Raw genomic sequence first — 15,172 nt, forward strand, 5'->3', positions numbered from 1 at the left:
CCCCGTCGTCTTCGTGGTCGACGACGACCTGGCCATGCGCGAGGCGCTTCAGGATCTCCTCGCCTCCGTCGGCATGGACGTGCGCCTTTTCGCCTCGACGCAGGACTTCATGCAGGCGCAGCGCCCGGACGCGCCCGGCTGCCTGGTGCTCGACGTGCGCTTGCCCGGCGCAAGCGGATTGAGCTTCCAGGAAGAACTCCCGCGAGCGGGCGTCGATCTGCCGGTGATCTTCATCACCGGGCACGGCGACATTCCGATGACGGTGCGCGCCATGAAGGCCGGCGCAGTCGAGTTCCTGAGCAAGCCCTTCCGCGACCAGGAGCTTCTCGATGCGATCGATGCAGCGGTCGAGCGGCACCGCGCGCAGCGCCGCGAGACGGCGCTCGTCGCGGAGCTCCGGCAACGCTTCGCCGCGCTCACCCAGCGCGAGCGCGAAGTGATGGCGCTGGTGAGCGCCGGGCGCGTGAACAAGCAGATCGCAGCCGAGCTGGGCATCAGCGAGGCCACCGTCAAGGTCCACCGGGGGCAGATCATGCGCAAGATGCAGGTGAAGTCCCTGGCGCAGCTCGTGCGCATCGCGGACACGCTCGGCCTCTCCAATCCAAAGCCTTAGGCGCCTAAACCAAAGTCGTAGTGCGCGTGTCGCACGTGCAATGGTCTTGCGCGCGCAATCGGCCTAGTCTTGCGTCAAGGCTCAAGAAGAGCTGCAAGGAGACCCAAGTGCGCAACAACCCGACCGTAGCGATCGTGGACGACGATGCATCGGTCCGAGACACGACGAAGGATCTGCTCGACTCCGCCGGCTTGTCTGCCGCCACCTTCGACTCGGCAGAGAACTTTCTGCAATCGAAGGGCACGTGCGCCATCCGATGCCTCATCGCCGATATGCGCATGGCGGGGATGACCGGGCTCGAGCTGCACGGCCGTCTGGCCGCCGCCGGCACCCCGATTCCCACGGTCCTCATCACCGCCTACCCCGACGAACAGGCGCGCGCGCGCGCCTTGAAGACGGGCGTGATCTGCTTTCTCGCCAAGCCCTTCAGTGCGGAAGACCTCCTCGCCTGCATCGAGACCGCCCTGCGCGGACGCGATCCTGCGTGAGGCGCACGACCCTGTTTCCCGGAGCTGCTTCATCGAAATGAACCACGAGGACACCGCCATGCACGCCGCCCGCAACTCATCCGTTGCACAGTCCGCCTTCGAGCTGCGCTTTCCCTCTCTCAGCGGCACGGGGCGCGCCCTGTCGTTTCCCTGCGATGCCAGCGGCTCGGTGCACATGGACAGCTTGAGCGCGCGCGCACTGAACAACTACCTTCTTGCGCGCGCACTGACGGGCCGCGACTACGGGTGGCCTAGCGTGCACGCCTCGTGCCAAGTGCAAACCTGAAGCGAAGGAGCAGAGGCACGAGCGATCGATCTGCGGTGCGTGTCGTCGCCGCGCTCAGGCTGCGCAACGGGCTCCGAGCTCAGATCCCCCCCCAACACAGGTACTTGACGTGCATGTAGTCGTCCAACCCGTGCACCGAGCCTTCGCGGCCATAGCCGGACTCCTTGACGCCACCGAAGGGTGCGGCCTCCGAGGCCAGGGCGCCTTCATTGATACCGACGATGCCCGACTCGAGAGCATCCGCCACGCGCCAGATGCGGCGCACGTCGGTCGAGTAGAAGTACGCCGCGAGACCGAAGGGCGTATCGTTCGCGGCGGCGATCACCTCGGCCTCGCTGTCGAAGCGCGTGACCGGGACCACCGGCCCGAAGGTTTCCTCGCAACTGCATTCCATCGTCGCGTCGGCGTTCACCAGCACGGTTGGCGCGTAGTAGTTGGGGCCGTCGCAGCGCGCGGAGCGCAGCCGCTTGCCGCCGACGGCGACGCGCGCACCTTTTGCAACGGCATCGCGCACATGACGTTCGATCTTGTCGACCGCGCGCGCGTTGATCATCGGACCGATCTGCGAATCGGGGTCCGAGGCCGGGCCGACCCGGAGCGCACCGACCCGCGCGGCCAGCTTGTCGACGAAGGCATCATGCACCCGGGCCTGCACGAAGACGCGATTCGGGCACACGCAGGTCTGTCCGCCATTGCGGAACTTGGCCGCCATCAAGCCCTCCACCGCGGCATCGACATCCGCGTCGTCGAACACGATGAAGGGCGCGTTGCCGCCGAGTTCGAGCGAGAGCTTCTTCAGCGTGTCGGCCGATGCGCGCGCGAGGTGCTTGCCCACGGGTGTCGAGCCTGTGAACGAAACCTTGCGAACGCGCGCGTCGGCCAGCCACACGTCGACCACCTCGGGCGTGCGTTCACGCGAGGCCGTGACGATGTTCAGCACCCCCGGCGGCACGCCGGCTTCCTCGGCCAGCTTCACCAGAGCCAGCGAAGTGAGCGGCGTATCTTCGGCCGGTTTGCACACCACGGTGCATCCGGCCGCGAGCGCCGGAGCGATCTTGCGGGCGATCATGGCGGCCGGGAAGTTCCACGGCGTAATCGCCGCGACCACGCCCACCGGCTCCTTCAGCGCAAGCATGCGGCGGCCCGGCACGGGCGCCGGAATCAGGTCGCCGTTGGCACGCGTGGCTTCCTCGGCGAACCACTCGACATAGCTGGCCGCGTAGGCCACCTCGCCGCGGCCTTCGGCCAGCGGCTTGCCCTGCTCGCGCGAGACGAGACGGCCCAGGTCTTCCTGGTGCGCGAGCATGAGGTCGTTCCAGCGCTTGAGGATCTGGGCGCGTTGCTTCGCAGGCACCGCGCGCCAGGCGGGGAAGGCGGCATGCGCGGCATCGACCGCGGCGCGCGCATCGGCTGCGGTACCGTCCGGCACGCTGGCAAACACGGTGTCGGTGGCGGGATCGGCCACATCGAGGCGGCGGGCATCGCTCGCATCGCGCCATTCGGCGCCGATGAGTTGGCGGCCCGGCATCAGGTCCTGGCGTTCGAGGGTGAGTGTCATGGTCGGAGCGATCTCTGTGGCGTTGGGCAACAAGGGCATCAGGAGACCATGACGCGCTCGGCGATGGCGATGCCCAGTTCGGTGGTCGAGGCCGTGCCGCCGAGGTCGCGCGTGTGCGGCCCTTCGCGCAGCACCGCCTCGATCGCGCCCAGGATCGCGTCGTGCGCGGCGCGTCCGGCGCCCTGGCCCTGCGTGAGGAAGTCCAGCATCAGCGCACCCGACCAGATCATGGCGATGGGGTTGGCGATGTTCTGCCCGTAGATGTCCGGCGCCGAGCCGTGCACGGGTTCGAACAGGGATGGGAACCTGCGCTCGGGGTTGAGGTTGGCCGACGGCGCCAGTCCGATGGTGCCGGTGGTCGCAGGGCCGAGGTCCGAGAGAATGTCGCCGAACAGGTTGCTCGCCACCACCACGTCGAAGCGCGTGGGCTGCAGCACGAAACGCGCCGACAGGATGTCGATGTGCTGCTTGTCGATCTTCACGTCGGGGTAGTCCCGAGCGACCGCGTCGGCCCGGCCATCCCACCAGGGCATGCTGATCGCGATGCCGTTGCTCTTGGTGGCCACCGTCAGATGCTTGCGCTGACGAGCGTTCGCGGTCTCGAAAGCGTACTTCAGCACKCGATCGGTGCCGTGGCGCGAGAAGACGGACTCCTGGATCACGATCTCTCGCTCGGTGCCTTCGTACATCACACCGCCGAGCGCGGTGTACTCGCCCTCGGTGTTCTCGCGCACCACGAGGTAGTCGATGTCGCCGGGCTTTCGGCCGGCCAGCGGACAGGGCACGCCTTCGAAGAGCCGCACTGGCCGCAGGTTGATGTACTGGTCGAATTCGCGGCGGAACTTCAGCAGCGATCCCCACAGCGACACGTGGTCCGGCACTGTCTGCGGCCAGCCAACGGCGCCGAAGTACAAGGCATCGACGCGTTGCAGCTGTTCCTTCCAGTCGTCCGGCATCATCTGGCCGTGCTCGGCGTAGTAGTCGCAGCTGGCCCAGTCGATGGTGCGGCAGTCAAGTGCGAAGCCGAAGCGCTCCGCCGCGGCCTGTATCACGCGCAGGCCCTCGGGCATCACTTCCTTGCCGATGCCGTCGCCGGCGATCAGTGCGATTCGAAACGTCGGGGTCATGTCTGTGTTGCTCATTGTGCGCTTGCCGTCATGTGCCGGTCCATCTCGTCCAGCCAGCCCTGGCGAAGCTCGGGCACGGAACGTTCCAGCAGTTGGTAGTAGGGGTGGTGCGGCCCGCGCTCGTAGTCGGCGCGCGCTACCTGCGCGAGCTTGCGGCCGTGCTGCATCACGACGATCTCGTCGCACACGGCGCGCACCGTGTGCAGGTCGTGGCTGATGAACAGGTAGGACACGCCCAATTCGCGCCGCAGTTGGGCAATCAGGTCCAGCACCGCCGCGCCGACGACCGTGTCGAGCGCCGAGGTCACCTCGTCGCACAGGATCAGGTCGGGGTCGGCCGCCAGCGCGCGCGCCAGGTTGACGCGCTGCTTCTGCCCACCCGAGAGTCCGCCCGGCAGGCGACTGGCCACCGTCTGCGGGAGCTGCACGAGGTCCAGCAGCTCCCGGATGCGCCGCTGCAGCGGCTCGCCGCGCAAACCCTTGTAGAACTGCAGCGGGCGCGCCAGGATGCGCTCGATGGTCTGCGACGGATTGAGCGCCGTGTCGGCCATCTGGAACACGATCTGGATCCGGCGGAGCGCTTCCTTGTCGCGCTGCGCCAGCGTCGGCTTCAGCTCGCGGTTGTTGAAGAGAACGGTGCCGTGGCAGGGCTTGATCAGTCCCGCGATGGCGCGCGCCAGCGTGGTCTTGCCGGAGCCGGATTCGCCGATCACGCCGATCGCCTGTCCGCGGTAGAGCTTGAAGTTGATGTCCTCGAGGATGAGCTTGGCCGGGCGGCCTTTCGCGTCGACAGGTCCGTAGCCGGCCGACAGGTCGTGCACGTCGAGCAGCAGTTCGGTATCGCCGGAGGCCTGGCCCGAATCGCGAGGCGCGGGCCGCGCGGCGGCCAGCAGGCTCTTCGTGTAGTCGTTGGCGGGTGCGCTGAGGATCTGCCCGGTCGCATTCACTTCGCGCATCTGGCCGTTGCGCAGCACCAGGATGTGATCGGCCATCTGGGCGACCACGGCGAGGTCGTGGCTCACGTAGACCGCGGTGGCCCGGCGTTCGCGCACCACCCGGCGGAAGGCGCGCAGCACCTCGATCTGCGTCGTCACGTCGAGTGCGGTGGTCGGTTCGTCGAGGATCACGAGTTCGGGGTCGCCGATCAGTGCCATCGCCGCCATCAGCCGCTGCAACTGGCCGCCCGAAACCTGGTGCGGATAGCGTGCGCCGATGGTTTCCGGATCGGGCAGCGCCAGTTCGCGGAACAGCTGCACTGCCTTCGCCTCGGCCTCGGCCCGCTTGCAGAGGCCGTGGATGACGGTCGGTTCGATCACCTGGTCCATGATCGTGCGCGAGGGATTGAAGGAGGCGGCTGCGCTCTGCGCGATGTAGGCGACCGTGCGACCGCGCAGTGCGCGCTGCTGCGCCGCATCCAGCGACAGCACGTCGGTGTCGCCGATCTGCACCCGGCCCGCCGAGATGTGGCAGCCGTGGCGCGCATAGCCCATCAGCGCCAGCGCGGTGGTGGTTTTGCCGGAGCCCGACTCGCCGATCAGCGCCAGCACCTCTCCGGGCTGGATGGAAAAGCTCAAGGCATCGACCAGCGTGCTGTTGCCAGCCGTGATGCTCAGGTTCTTCACGGTCACGGGTGCGCCCATCAGCGTGCTCCTCTCTCTCGTGCCGAACGGCCCGGAAGGTTGTCGATGACCAGGTTGACCGCGATGGTCAGGCTCGCGATTGCCAGCGCCGGCACGATCACCGAGGCGCCGCCCATGGCCAGCGCGCCGATGTTCTCGCGCACCAGCGAGCCCCAGTCGGCCGCCGGTGGCTGGATGCCCAGGCCGAGAAAGCTCAGGCTCGCCAGCAGCAGCACGACGTAGACGAAGCGAAGGCCCAGGTCCGCCAGCATCGGTCCGACGATGTTGGGCAGGATCTCGCGCAGCATGATGTAGAGCGTGCCTTCGCCGCGCGTGCGCGCCACGGTCACGTAGTCGAGCGCATTGATGTTGACGGCCAGCGAGCGCGCGATGCGGTAGGCGCCCGGCACATAGATGATGGCGGCCGTGCCCACCAGCATCGGCACCGAGGAGCCGAAGCCTGCCACCATGATGAGCGCGAACATCTTGCTCGGGATCGCGGTCAGCGTGTCCAGGCCGCGACTCAGCACCGCGTCGATCCAGCGGCCGCTGGCGGCGGCCAGCAGCGCCAGCGTGGTGCCGGTGCCGCTGGCCAGGAGCGTGGCGAGCAGCGCGACGCCGACCGTGTAGCGCGCGCCCTCGATGACGCGCGCCAGCATGTCGCGGCCGAGGTAGTCGGTACCCAGCCAGTGCGCCGCACTGATGGGAGCGAAGACGTTGTTGCTGCCCATGGCACCCGTGCTGTGCGAAAGGAGCCAGGGTCCGAACAGCGCCGCGAGCAGCCAGAACAGCAGAACCGCGAGTCCGAGCAGGCCGGACGGGCCGAAGCCGGCGAGCCAGCGCAGCCGGCCGCGGTGCCGCTCGGGGAGCAGGGCCGAGACGGAGGCTGTCGCGTTCCCGGCCGATGTAGAGGTCGATGATTCCATTTGGCTGCCTCTTGTTCAGCGGTGGCGCAGCCGCGGGTTGGCGACGATTCCGCAGATATCGGCTGTCGTCACCAGGATCAAGTAGGCGCAGCAGAAGATCATGGCGCAGGTCTGCACCAGCGGCATGTCACGCTGCGAAACGCCGTCGACCATCAGCTTGGCGATGCCCGGGTAGTTGAAGATGGTCTCGACAATGATCACGCCGCCGAGCAGGTACGACAGGCTCAGTGCCACCGCGTTGGCGATCGGGCCCACCGCATTGGGCAGCGCATGTGCCAGCACCATGCGCATCGGCGAAGCGCCCTTGAGCCGCACCATCTCGATGTAGGGCGCCTCGAGCTGGTCGATTACCGCGGCGCGCGTCATGCGCATCATCTGCGCGACGATCACGCAGCACAGCACAAGCACCGGCATGGCAAACGCGCGCAGCAACTGGCCCAGCGACTCGATGTCGTTGACGAAGGAAAGCGCCGGCAGCCAGCGCAGCTTGACCGCGAACACAAGAACCGCCAGCGTCGCGACCAGGAATTCCGGCACCGAGACCACGGCCACGGCCGAGGTCGAGGCAGCGCGATCGAACCAGGAGCCGCGCCACACCGCCGAGGCGATGCCGAGCGCCAGCGCGATGGGCACCGAGAACAGCGCCGTCACCGCCGCGAGCAGCAGCGAGTTGGGCAGGCGGCTGGCCACCAGCTCGGACACCGGCATCTGCGTCGTGGCCGAGCGGCCGAGGTCGCCCTTCACCATGCCGAGCAGCCAATGGAGGTAGCGCTCGGGCGCCGGCACGTCCAGGCCCATCTGCGCGCGCAGCGCGGCGACGGCCTCGGGCGTGGCGTCCTGGCCGAGCTGCTCCTGCGCGGCATCGCCGGGCAGCACCGCGGTGATCGAGAACACGATCACCGACACCGCCAACAGCGACAGCAGCGCCAGCGCGATCCGCTGGCCGAGGAGCTTGAGGATCACGGGGTTCATGAGAGGTCTTCCAATGCGGTCCGGCGTGTGTGGATCAGGCCTCGAGCCACACGTTCTCCGCGAATGCATAGCCCATCAGGCCGCCCAGTGGAACCGGCGTCAGGCCCTTGAGCTTGGACGTATGGCCGTCGATGCTCGCGAGGAACAGCGGAATGCCGATGCCGGCCTCCTGGTGGATCATCGTCTGCATGTCGGCATACATCTGCTTGCGCTTGGCCAGGTCCGTTTCGGCACGCGAGGCCAGCAGCAGCTGGTCGAACTTCTCGCTCTTCCAGCGCGACTCGTTCCAGGCCGCGCCCGACTGGAAGAACTGCGTCAGCAGCACGTCGGCGCTCGGGCGCGGGTTCACGTTGCCGAAGCCGACCGGGCTGTTGAGCCAGTGGTTCGACCAGTAGCCGTCGGCCGGCATGCGCTTGATGTCGAGCTCGAGGCCGGCGCGCTGCGCGGTCTGCTGCAGCATGAGCGCGATCTCCACGGAGTACAGGGCCGCCGGAGAGGCCACGACCGGCACCTTGCCGGTGACGCCGGACTTCTGCAGGTGGAACTTGGCCTTGTCGAGGTCGAAGGGCCGCTGGGGCAGGCCGGCGAAAAAGAAGCGGTTGGTCGGATCGATCGGCTGGTCGTTGGCGACGACCGCATAGTCGAGCGCGATGGTCTTCTTCATCTGCTCGCGGTCGAACAGGTACTTCATCCCGAGCACGAAGTCCGGGTTGGCGCCAGGACCCATGTCCTTGCGCATCACCAGGTCGGAGTACTGGCCCGACTGCGTCGTGAAGATCGCATAGCCGGGCGTGTCCTTCACGCGCTCGACCGAGCGAGGATTGACCGAGCCGACCAGGTCCATGCCGCCCGACAGCAGCGCATTGACGCGCGCGCTCTCGTCGCCGATGCCCACGAACTCGATCTCGTCGAGGTAGGGCTTGCCGGGCTTCCAGTAGGCGTCGTTGCGCACCACCAGCGAGCGCACGCCGGGCTTGAATTCCTTGAGCTTGTAGGGGCCGGTGCCGATGCCGGCGTTGAAGTCGGTGGTGCCTTCCTTGACGATGTGGAAGTGGAAGGTACCCAGGATGACCGGCAGGTCGGCGTTCGGTGCGCTGAGCACGAAGGTCACCTCGTTGGGGCCGGTGGCCTTGGCGCTGTCGATCTGGTCGGCCAGCACCTTGGCCTTGGAGGCGGTGGCCGGATCCTTGTGGCGCATCACGGAGTACACCACGTCGGCCGGCGAGAGCGGCTTGCCGTCATGGAACAGCACGCCCTTTCGCAGCGTGAAGACCCAGGTCTTCGCATCCTTGGTGGTGAACGACTCGGCCAGCGAGGGCTGCGGCGTCAGGCTGCCGTCCAGCGAGGTGAGGCCGTTGTAGATCATGTTGCAGCGCGAGTAGTCGGTCTGGTTCGACTGCTTGGCCGGATCGAGCGTGTCGGTCGCCGCGGCGGTCGCGCCGGCGACCCGGATGCGGCCGCCGCGCCGGGGCGTCTGCGCATGGGCGCTCACCGCCATGCCCGCCAGGCCTCCGGCAAGGGTGGCCTGCATGCCGCCGGCCATCAGCATCGTGAGGATGTCGCGCCGCGTGGCGCCGCGCTTGAGCGACTCCATGACACGAAGGCTTTCGCCGGGACCGACGAGGTTTTCGAACCTCTTGTTGCTGCTGTCGCTCATGGTGGGGTACTCCTGGGGGGTCGATGGCAAAGGTTTGAGGAACACGGAACGAAAACGCGGTCTCGAGAGGATGGTCAGGCGGCCATCCTGTCCTTGAGCGTGTAGTAGAGGCCCACCGCCGGCAGGAACCACGGCGGGCCGAAGTGGCCGGGAATGGCGGGCCAGTCGCGGCCCTGCCAGGGATTGGCGCTCGCATCGCCGCCCATCACGGCGGCCATGCGCTCGCCCATGTGGACCGACATCTGCGTGCCGTGACCGCTGTAGCCCATCGCGTAGTACAGGCCTTCGCGCTCGCCGGCGTGGGGCAGGCGGTCCTGCGTCATGTCGACCAGGCCGCCCCAGCAGTAGTCGAGCCGGACGGCGCCGAGCTGCGGAAAGGTCTCGGCCAGGCCCGCGCGCAGGATCTCGCCGCTCGCGGCATCCATCTGCGGACTGGAGACCGCGAAGCGTGCGCGCCCGCCGAAGACCAGCCGGTGGTCCGCTGTGAGGCGGAAGTAGTGGTGGATGTTGGCCACCGTCACGTAGGTGCGCCGGGCCGCGAGCAGGGCGTTCGCGCGATCGGCGCCGAGGGGTTCGGTGACCACGATGAAGCTGCCGATCGGCACGATGCGTCGGCGCAGCCAGCCGAAGCTGCCGTAGCCGCCGTGGCGCGTCGCGCCCGTCGCCAGCAGCACCTGCTGCGCGGTGACGGCGCCGCGTTCGGTGCGCAGCTTGTGTGCGTGGCCCTGGCCCAGGCGTTCGATGCTGGACACGCCGGTGCCGGTGTGGATCTGCGCGCCGTTGCGCTGCGCCGCCGCGGCCAGGCCCTGGGCGAAGCGGCCCATGTGCATCTGGCCGCTGCGCTTGTACAAGAGGCCGCCATGGAAGCGGTCGCTCTGAACTTCGGCGCGCACGCGTGTCGCGTCGAGGATCTCCACGTCGGTATCCACGCCATCGTCGATCAGGCGCTGCGCGCTGCGTTCGAGCGCGGCCATCTGGTTCGCCCGCGTGGCGAGCTTGAGCTTGCCGTGGCGCAGGAAGTCGCAGTCGATGGCTTCGTCGCGCACCAGCCGCGCGACCGTGTCCACCGCGTCGTCGTAGGCGCGATACCAGGCACGGGCGCGCTCGACCCCGGCCTTGGCGGCAACGTCGGCGTAATCGACCGCGAGCCCGTTGTTGACGTGCCCGCCATTGCGGCCCGAGGCCTCGGCCGCCACGCGTTCGCCGGCTTCGAGCACGACGACGCGGGCGCCGCGCCGAGCCAGTGCCAGGGCCGCCGACAGGCCGGTGAAGCCGCCGCCCACGATCGCGACATCGACCTGCGCCGGCAGTTCGTGTCGCTCGGGGGCGAACGCGGGTGCCGAATCGGTCCAGTAGGAGTCGAGCTTCATGGCGCGGGGCGGGTGGGGCCGGTTAGGGAAATCAGAGGCCGACGACGCCAGGCAGGCCGCCGATGTCGGAAATCTCGACGTAGCGGTAGGCGGGATTGCCCGGACCATGGCCACGGTTGACGAATACCTTGTTGACGATGCCCATGTCGTCCGCGGACATCAGGTCGTAGCGCAGGCTGGACGACACGTGCAGCACGTCCTCGGGGTTGCAGCCGAGCGAGTCGAGCATGTACTCGAAGGCCTTCAGTCGTGGCTTGTAGGCCTGGGCCTGCTGCGCGGTGTAGACGCGGTGGAACGGCGCGCCGAGCATTGCGACATTCTTTTGGATCTGGTCGTCCGACGCGTTCGACAGGATCACCAGCGGGATCTCCTTGGCGACCTTGGCCAGGCCGGCGGGCACGTCGTCATGGGGCCCCCACGTGGGCACGGCGTCATAGTACTTCTGGGCGTCGCTGTCGAGGTACTGCAGCTTCCACTTCCTGCACAAGCGCCGCACTGCGTTCTTCAGCACCACCTCGTAGGGCTGCCAGTCGCCCAGCACCTCGTCGAAACGGTAGGCAGAGAAGTCGGCGATGAACTGCTCCATGCGCTCGACCGGGATGCGATCGGCATAGATGTCGCGGGTCATCTCGCCCATGCGGAAACGCGTGAGCGTGCCGTAGCAGTCGAAGGTCACGTACTTGGGACGGAAGGTCATGGTCTCGAATCCTTTTTCAAACCGGTCACCGACCGGGGCGGGCCGCCTGCCTCATGCGGCAATTGCGACAAACTCATTACGAAGTGATTGCAGCACGCAGTCGCACCCGGGATGTAGGGAAATGCGGCCCTTGCCGCACCAAAGCTGCGGTTTGCGGGGGGTGCGGCGGCATGCCATGCGGTCTGCCCTCGATGCGTGCTGCCATGCACCTCAGTGCGTCGCCGCGAAGTCGATGAGCACGCTTTTGAAGCGCAGGTTGGCCTCGACCGCCTGGCGCCCCAGGTCCTTGCCGATGCCCGACTGGTGGTAGCCGCCGGTGGGGATGACGAAGTCGGCGCTGCGCCCGTAGCGGTTGATCCAGACGGTGCCGGCCGAGATGCTGCGCATCGCGCGCAGCGCGCGGCCGATGTCTGCGGTGTGCACGCCGGCCGCGAGGCCGTAATGCGCGTGGGCGGCGAGCGCCAGGCCTTCCTCCTCGTCGCCGAAGGTCTGGACCGTGAGCACCGGGCCGAAAATCTCCTCCTGCACGGCCGGATTGGTTGCATCCACGTCCTCGATCAATGTCGGCTGGAAGTAGGCGCCGCCGGGGCCGGCGTCGTACAGGCCGCCGCCGCTGCGGATTCGGCCGCCGGCGGCGCGCGCACGATCGACGACGTCGCGGATGCGCCCCGCCTGCAACGCCGAGATGATGGGTGGCAGCGTGGCGGCGTCGTCCCAGGTCGAACCGGGGCGCATGGCGGCAAAGCGCGCAGCGATGCGTTCGACCAGCGCATCGGCGATGCCGCGCTGCACGATCAGCCGCGAACCGGCCACGCAGACCTGGCCCGCGTTGCCGGTGATCGCGCCGGCGATCATGCCGGCCAGGCGGTCCACGTCCGGCGCATCGTCGAACACCAGTTGCGGGCTCTTGCCCCCCAGCTCCAGCGTCACCGGCTTGGGGCCATGCAAGGCACAGGCGGACATGATCGCGGCACCGGTGCGGGTGGAGCCGGTGAAGGTCATTTTCGAGATCAGCGGATGACGCGAGAGCGCGTCGCCGGTGGTGTGGCCATCGCCCTGGACGACGTTGAAGAGTCCCGGTGGCACGCCGGCCTCGATGGCCAGTTCGGCCAGCCGCAGCGCGGAGTAGGGCGTCAGCTCGGAAGGCTTGAGCACCACTGCGTTGCCTGCGGCCAGCGCGGCGCCGACCTTCCAGGAGATCATGACCAGCGGGAAATTCCAGGGCGTGATCGCGCCGACGACGCCATAGGGCTCGGCCACGACCATGCCCAGGTGGTCGTGGCGCGTCGCGGCGACCTCGCCGCCGAGCTTGTCTGCGTACTCGGCAAAGAATCGCAGTCCTTCCGCCGTGAACGGGACGTCCCAGGCCATGGCATCGCGCACCGGGCGCGTGGAACACACGGCTTCCAACGGGCCCAACTCCGCCGCGGAGGCCTCGATCAGATCGGCCCAGCGGCGCATGACGCGGGCGCGATCGCGCGGTGCGCGGCGTGCCCAGTCGCTGTGGCGCCAGGCCGTCCATGCGTTGCGCACGGCGGCGTCCACCGTCCCTGCATCGCCCAGCGGGATTTCGGCATGCGGCTGCGCATCGGAAGGCCGTTTCACGACGATGCGGCCCGCCTCGGGCACGAGGCGCCCGCCGATGAAATGGCCCGAGGGCACGTGGATCTGTTGGGGGTCGAAAACTTGCATGTCGCCAGGGTTCCTGTGGTGCCGAAAGAGCGGCGATCGATCCTAGGCAGGATGTCGCAGCATTTGTGTGCGTAAGCGGGGGGCCTGCCGCAGCGAATTGCAAAATCCGGGCCCCTGGCAGCCGATGCTTGCAAGTTGCGAAGAAGGTCGATTTCGGTCTGGTGTCGCGCGCTGATGTCGTCCAAGATCGACGCGTCGTTCCCTTCGCAGAGACTTTCCCAATGCCCGATCACCCCCTGAATGCCTCCGCCGTGGATGGCGTGGCGCTGAGACCGATGACCCCGGCCGACCTTCCGTTCGCGCATGCGCTGTCGGCCGAGCTGCGCTGGCCGCACCGCCTGGCGGACTGGTCGCAGGTGTTCGCGCACGCCGAAGGTGTCGTCGCCGAGCGCGACGGCGAGCTCATCGCCACCGGGCTGCGCTGGCGCTGGGGCGATCGCCACGCCACCATCGGCCTCGTGATCGTGACGCCGGCCTGCCGGGGCCGCCGCATCGGCCACCGGTTGATGAGCGCGCTGCTCGATGGCCTGGACGACCACACGGTCCTGTTGCATGCCACCGCCGAAGGACGGGGCCTGTACGAGCGGCTGGGCTTCGTGCGCACCGGCGAGCTGCGGCAGCACCAGAGTGTCGCGCAGCCGGCGCCGCTGATCGCGCTGCGGCCGGGCTGGCGGCTGCGGCCCGCCGGGCTGCACGAGACTGCAGCGCTGCAGGCGCTCGACGCCGCGGCACGCGGCATGCCGCGCGATGGGCTGATCGCCGACCTGCTGTCCACCGCGGATGCCTGCGTGGTGCTCGACCACGACAGCGAGCCGCGCGGCTTCGCAATGCTGCGCCGCTTCGGACGGGGGCATGCCATCGGTCCGGTGGTCGCACCCGACGTGCAGGGCGCGAAGGCATTGATCGCGCATCTGGTCGGCCTGAACGCCGGCCACTTCACGCGCATCGACATCGACTTCGACAGCGGCCTGGCCGATTGGCTCGAAGACATCGGCTTGCCGCGCGTGGACGCGCCGACGACGATGGTGCGTGGCGCGCCACTCGCCATGCCGCCCGGCGGACCGGCACTGTTCGCCATCGTGACCCAAGCCGTTGGCTGATGCCACGATGGGCGCGGCCACCTTCCTCTACAAGTCCGACCCGGTGCGAGGCCGCCAGTGGGCCGAGGTGTTCCGGCGCCGCGCGCCCGGGATCGACTTTCGCATCTGGCCGGATGTCGGCGACCCGGCGCAGGTGCGCTTCCTCGCGGCCTGGGAGCCGCCGGACGATCTGGCGGCGCGGTTCCCGAATCTCGAGGTGCTGTTCTCCTCGGGCGCCGGTGTCGACCAGTTCGATTTCGCGGCGCTGCCGGCCGGGCTGCCGGTGGTGCGCATGGTGGAGCCCGGCATCGTGCGCGGCATGGTCGAGTACGTGACGCACGCGGTGCTCGGCCTGCATCGCGATATGCCGCAGTACCGTCGACAGCAGGAGGAAGGACAGTGGCGTCCATTGCCGGTGCGACCTGCGGGCGAACGACGCGTCGGCGTTCTCGGCCTCGGTTCGCTCGGGCAGGCCGTGCTGGCGCAGCTCGTCGGCATGGGTTTCGATTGCGCGGGATGGAGCCGGTCGCGGCACGCGTTCGACGGCGTTCAATGCCATGCGGGTGCCGACGAACTGCCCGCGTTCCTCGCGCGCACCGACATCCTCGTGTGCCTGCTGCCGTTGACCGCTTCGACGCGGGGCTTTCTCGATGCGCGGCTGTTCTCGATGCTGCCTTTCGGCGCCGGTCTCGTGCACGTGGGCCGCGGGCCGCACCTGGTCGAGGGCGACCTGCTGGCCGCGCTGGCAAGCGGACAGATCGGCGATGCCGTGCTGGATGTGACCGATCCCGAACCGCTGCCGCCGTTGCACCCGTTCTGGCGCCATCCCCGTATTCAGCTCACGCCCCACATCGCGAGCATGACGCAGCCGCTGAGCGCGGTGGAAGTGGTGCTCGACAACCTGCGCCGCTTCGAGGCCGGTGAATCGATGGTCGGCCTGGTCGATCGCGCGCGAGGGTATTGAGTGCACCGCAGCGTCGAGCCGCCCCGGCGTCAGGACAACAGGATCTGCTGTTGCGGCGCTGATAACCGCAGCGTGCTTCGCGCAACGCCCCCAAAGCAGCACCAGACCCGAAGGCGCGCGACAT

At 68.3% G+C, this 15,172-nt stretch carries 14 protein-coding genes; 5 read left to right on the top strand and 9 right to left on the bottom strand.

The window, feature by feature from the left end:
• The first annotated feature begins 13 nt into the window (after positions 1-13).
• From AC1D2E_RS00600 to AC1D2E_RS00610, 3 genes are all read left to right on the top strand, one after another.
• Positions 14-613, top strand: coding sequence for a response regulator transcription factor (locus AC1D2E_RS00600; RefSeq protein ID WP_478195590.1), 600 nt, complete (start codon positions 14-16; stop codon positions 611-613).
• Between the two features lie 107 nt (positions 614-720).
• On the top strand, positions 721-1,101 hold the full coding sequence (locus tag AC1D2E_RS00605; RefSeq protein ID WP_478195591.1) for a response regulator transcription factor: 381 nt from the start codon (positions 721-723) through the stop codon (positions 1,099-1,101).
• A 58-nt stretch (positions 1,102-1,159) separates the two neighbouring features.
• Entirely contained in the window at positions 1,160-1,387 is a 228-nt protein-coding gene (locus AC1D2E_RS00610; protein ID WP_478170476.1) for a hypothetical protein, read from the top strand.
• A 79-nt stretch (positions 1,388-1,466) separates the two neighbouring features.
• Here the strand turns inward: AC1D2E_RS00610 and AC1D2E_RS00615 are convergent, their stop codons facing one another.
• The 9 genes from AC1D2E_RS00615 to AC1D2E_RS00655 form a co-directional block, all read right to left on the bottom strand.
• A complete protein-coding gene (locus AC1D2E_RS00615) occupies positions 1,467-2,945 on the bottom strand; it encodes an NAD-dependent succinate-semialdehyde dehydrogenase (RefSeq protein WP_478195592.1) in 1,479 nt (492 codons plus the stop codon).
• A 38-nt stretch (positions 2,946-2,983) separates the two neighbouring features.
• Entirely contained in the window at positions 2,984-4,072 is a 1,089-nt protein-coding gene (locus AC1D2E_RS00620; protein WP_478195687.1) for a tartrate dehydrogenase, read from the bottom strand.
• An 11-nt stretch (positions 4,073-4,083) separates the two neighbouring features.
• A complete protein-coding gene (locus tag AC1D2E_RS00625) occupies positions 4,084-5,712 on the bottom strand; it encodes an ABC transporter ATP-binding protein (protein ID WP_478195593.1) in 1,629 nt (542 codons plus the stop codon).
• Positions 5,712-6,617: an ABC transporter permease gene (locus tag AC1D2E_RS00630; protein WP_478195594.1), complete on the bottom strand. Its 906-nt coding sequence runs from the start codon at positions 6,615-6,617 to the stop codon at positions 5,712-5,714. Before AC1D2E_RS00630 ends, AC1D2E_RS00625 begins: the two co-directional genes overlap by 1 nt.
• A 15-nt stretch (positions 6,618-6,632) precedes the next feature.
• Positions 6,633-7,589, bottom strand: a complete 957-nt coding sequence (locus tag AC1D2E_RS00635; RefSeq protein WP_478195595.1) for an ABC transporter permease — start codon at positions 7,587-7,589, stop codon at positions 6,633-6,635.
• A gap of 34 nt (positions 7,590-7,623) precedes the next feature.
• Positions 7,624-9,246, bottom strand: a complete 1,623-nt coding sequence (locus AC1D2E_RS00640) for an ABC transporter substrate-binding protein (RefSeq protein ID WP_478195596.1) — start codon at positions 9,244-9,246, stop codon at positions 7,624-7,626.
• Between the two features lie 74 nt (positions 9,247-9,320).
• Positions 9,321-10,616, bottom strand: coding sequence for an NAD(P)/FAD-dependent oxidoreductase (locus AC1D2E_RS00645; protein WP_478195597.1), 1,296 nt, complete (start codon positions 10,614-10,616; stop codon positions 9,321-9,323).
• 31 nt (positions 10,617-10,647) lie between these two features.
• Entirely contained in the window at positions 10,648-11,313 is a 666-nt protein-coding gene (locus AC1D2E_RS00650; protein ID WP_478195598.1) for a haloacid dehalogenase type II, read from the bottom strand.
• A 210-nt stretch (positions 11,314-11,523) separates the two neighbouring features.
• Positions 11,524-13,005, bottom strand: a complete 1,482-nt coding sequence (locus AC1D2E_RS00655) for an aldehyde dehydrogenase family protein (RefSeq protein WP_478195599.1) — start codon at positions 13,003-13,005, stop codon at positions 11,524-11,526.
• A gap of 221 nt (positions 13,006-13,226) precedes the next feature.
• Between AC1D2E_RS00655 and AC1D2E_RS00660 the strand changes: the two genes are divergently transcribed.
• Both AC1D2E_RS00660 and AC1D2E_RS00665 read left to right on the top strand, forming a co-directional pair.
• Entirely contained in the window at positions 13,227-14,105 is an 879-nt protein-coding gene (locus AC1D2E_RS00660) for a GNAT family N-acetyltransferase (RefSeq protein ID WP_478195600.1), read from the top strand.
• Positions 14,106-14,112: 7 nt separating this feature from the next.
• The gene (locus AC1D2E_RS00665) at positions 14,113-15,048 is read left to right on the top strand and encodes a 2-hydroxyacid dehydrogenase (RefSeq protein WP_478195688.1); all 936 of its coding nucleotides are present in this window, start codon (positions 14,113-14,115) and stop codon (positions 15,046-15,048) included.
• The last annotated feature ends 124 nt before the right edge of the window (positions 15,049-15,172 follow it).

This window comes from Variovorax sp. P1_H2 (assembly GCF_056405295.1).

Coding starts and splice junctions, on each gene's coding strand:
- AC1D2E_RS00645 (WP_478195597.1), bottom strand. CDS start 10,616: ATGAAGCTCGACTCCTACTGGACCGATTCGGCACCCGCGTTCGCCCCC.
- AC1D2E_RS00655 (WP_478195599.1), bottom strand. CDS start 13,005: ATGCAAGTTTTCGACCCCCAACAGATCCACGTGCCCTCGGGCCATTTC.
- AC1D2E_RS00625 (WP_478195593.1), bottom strand. CDS start 5,712: ATGGGCGCACCCGTGACCGTGAAGAACCTGAGCATCACGGCTGGCAAC.
- AC1D2E_RS00665 (WP_478195688.1), top strand. CDS start 14,113: ATGGGCGCGGCCACCTTCCTCTACAAGTCCGACCCGGTGCGAGGCCGC.
- AC1D2E_RS00650 (WP_478195598.1), bottom strand. CDS start 11,313: ATGACCTTCCGTCCCAAGTACGTGACCTTCGACTGCTACGGCACGCTC.
- AC1D2E_RS00630 (WP_478195594.1), bottom strand. CDS start 6,617: ATGGAATCATCGACCTCTACATCGGCCGGGAACGCGACAGCCTCCGTC.
- AC1D2E_RS00615 (WP_478195592.1), bottom strand. CDS start 2,945: ATGACACTCACCCTCGAACGCCAGGACCTGATGCCGGGCCGCCAACTC.
- AC1D2E_RS00610 (WP_478170476.1), top strand. CDS start 1,160: ATGCACGCCGCCCGCAACTCATCCGTTGCACAGTCCGCCTTCGAGCTG.
- AC1D2E_RS00660 (WP_478195600.1), top strand. CDS start 13,227: ATGCCCGATCACCCCCTGAATGCCTCCGCCGTGGATGGCGTGGCGCTG.
- AC1D2E_RS00635 (WP_478195595.1), bottom strand. CDS start 7,589: ATGAACCCCGTGATCCTCAAGCTCCTCGGCCAGCGGATCGCGCTGGCG.
- AC1D2E_RS00640 (WP_478195596.1), bottom strand. CDS start 9,246: ATGAGCGACAGCAGCAACAAGAGGTTCGAAAACCTCGTCGGTCCCGGC.